Below are 255 nucleotides of genomic sequence, written 5' to 3' on the forward strand. Positions count from 1 at the left end.
TCTTGCAAGACAGATGTGAAATCCCCGGGCTCAACCTGGGAACTGCATTTGTGACTGCAAGGCTAGAGTACGGCAGAGGGGGATGGAATTCCGCGTGTAGCAGTGAAATGCGTAGATATGCGGAGGAACACCGATGGCGAAGGCAATCCCCTGGGCCTGTACTGACGCTCATGCACGAAAGCGTGGGGAGCAAACAGGATTAGATACCCTGGTAGTCCACGCCCTAAACGATGTCAACTGGTTGTTGGGAAGGTT

The 255-nt window shown here is 53.7% G+C and carries 1 rRNA gene; it reads left to right on the forward strand.

From position 1 onward, the window contains the following. Window positions 1-255, forward strand: a 16S ribosomal RNA gene (locus EOE66_RS21685); the annotation flags it as partial.

It is taken from the genome of Rubrivivax rivuli (assembly GCF_004016505.1).
GTDB classification, from domain to species: Bacteria; Pseudomonadota; Gammaproteobacteria; order Burkholderiales; family Burkholderiaceae_C; genus Rubrivivax; species Rubrivivax rivuli.